At 51.7% G+C, this 2,168-nt stretch carries 1 tRNA gene and 2 rRNA genes; all 3 read left to right on the top strand.

Going from position 1 to position 2,168, the window contains the following annotated elements:
• Positions 1-102 (top strand): 16S ribosomal RNA (locus tag CWM58_RS27825); the annotation flags it as partial.
• Positions 103-187: 85 nt separating this feature from the next.
• Positions 188-263 (top strand) — tRNA-Glu (locus CWM58_RS27820).
• Between the two features lie 191 nt (positions 264-454).
• Positions 455-2,168, top strand: a 23S ribosomal RNA gene (locus CWM58_RS27815); the annotation flags it as partial.

Genomic DNA, 2,168 nt, shown 5'->3' with positions numbered 1-2,168 from the left:
AGCTTAACCTTAGGGAGGGCGCTTACCACTTTGTGATTCATGACTGGGGTGAAGTCGTAACAAGGTAACCGTAGGGGAACCTGCGGTTGGATCACCTCCTTACCTTAAAGAACCTGCCTTTGTAGTGCTCACACAGATTGTCTGATGAAAGTAAAGAAGCAAGGCGTCTTGCGATTGAGACTTCAGTGTCCCCTTCGTCTAGAGGCCCAGGACACCGCCCTTTCACGGCGGTAACAGGGGTTCGAATCCCCTAGGGGACGCCACTTGCTGGTTCGTGAGTGAAAGACGCGTGCCGATATATCTCAAAACTCATCTTCGGGTGATGTTTGAGATATTTGCTCTTTAAAAATCTGGATCAAGCTGAAAATTGAAACGACACATCTTTAATGGTGTGTTCGAGTCTCTCAAATTTTCGCGACACGATGATGTTTTACGAAACATCTTCGGGTTGTGAGGTTAAGCGACTAAGCGTACACGGTGGATGCCCTGGCAGTCAGAGGCGATGAAGGACGTGCTAATCTGCGAAAAGCGTCGGTAAGGTGATATGAACCGTTATAGCCGGCGATGTCCGAATGGGGAAACCCAGTGCAATTCGTTGCACTATCGTTAACTGAATACATAGGTTAACGAGGCGAACCGGGGGAACTGAAACATCTAAGTACCCCGAGGAAAAGAAATCAACCGAGATTCCCCCAGTAGCGGCGAGCGAACGGGGAGCAGCCCAGAGTCTGAATCAGCTTGTGTGTTAGTGGAACGGTCTGGAAAGTCCGACGGTACAGGGTGATAGTCCCGTACACCAAAATGCACAGGCTGTGAACTCGAAGAGTAGGGCGGGACACGTGGTATCCTGTCTGAATATGGGGGGACCATCCTCCAAGGCTAAATACTCCTGACTGACCGATAGTGAACCAGTACCGTGAGGGAAAGGCGAAAAGAACCCCGGCGAGGGGAGTGAAAAAGAACCTGAAACCGTGTACGTACAAGCAGTGGGAGCACCCTTTAGGGTGTGACTGCGTACCTTTTGTATAATGGGTCAGCGACTTATATTCTGTAGCAAGGTTAACCGTATAGGGGAGCCGCAGGGAAACCGAGTCTTAACTGGGCGTTAAGTTGCAGGGTATAGACCCGAAACCCGGTGATCTAGCCATGGGCAGGTTGAAGGTTGGGTAACACTAACTGGAGGACCGAACCGACTAATGTTGAAAAATTAGCGGATGACTTGTGGCTGGGGGTGAAAGGCCAATCAAACCGGGAGATAGCTGGTTCTCCCCGAAAGCTATTTAGGTAGCGCCTCGTGAACTCATCTTCGGGGGTAGAGCACTGTTTCGGCTAGGGGGTCATCCCGACTTACCAACCCGATGCAAACTACGAATACCGAAGAATGTTATCACGGGAGACACACGGCGGGTGCTAACGTCCGTCGTGAAGAGGGAAACAACCCAGACCGCCAGCTAAGGTCCCAAAGTCATGGTTAAGTGGGAAACGATGTGGGAAGGCACAGACAGCCAGGATGTTGGCTTAGAAGCAGCCATCATTTAAAGAAAGCGTAATAGCTCACTGGTCGAGTCGGCCTGCGCGGAAGATGTAACGGGGCTAAACCATGCACCGAAGCTGCGGCAGCGACACTATGTGTTGTTGGGTAGGGGAGCGTTCTGTAAGCCTGCGAAGGTGGCCTGTGAGGGCTGCTGGAGGTATCAGAAGTGCGAATGCTGACATAAGTAACGATAAAGCGGGTGAAAAGCCCGCTCGCCGGAAGACCAAGGGTTCCTGTCCAACGTTAATCGGGGCAGGGTGAGTCGACCCCTAAGGCGAGGCCGAAAGGCGTAGTCGATGGGAAACAGGTTAATATTCCTGTACTTGGTGTTACTGCGAAGGGGGGACGGAGAAGGCTATGTTAGCCGGGCGACGGTTGTCCCGGTTTAAGCATGTAGGCGGAGGTTCCAGGTAAATCCGGTACCTTTTAACGCTGAGGTGTGATGACGAGGCACTACGGTGCTGAAGTAACAAATGCCCTGCTTCCAGGAAAAGCCTCTAAGCATCAGGTAACATTAAATCGTACCCCAAACCGACACAGGTGGTCAGGTAGAGAATACCAAGGCGCTTGAGAGAACTCGGGTGAAGGAACTAGGCAAAATGGTGCCGTAACTTCGGGAGAAGGCACGCTGATA

The sequence above is a fragment of the Klebsiella sp. H-Nf2 genome (genome assembly GCF_002806645.1).
Taxonomy (GTDB): Bacteria; Pseudomonadota; Gammaproteobacteria; order Enterobacterales; family Enterobacteriaceae; genus Klebsiella; species Klebsiella variicola.
Note: the sequence above shows the minus strand (reverse complement) of the source record. Positions and strands in the feature narration are given on the sequence as shown.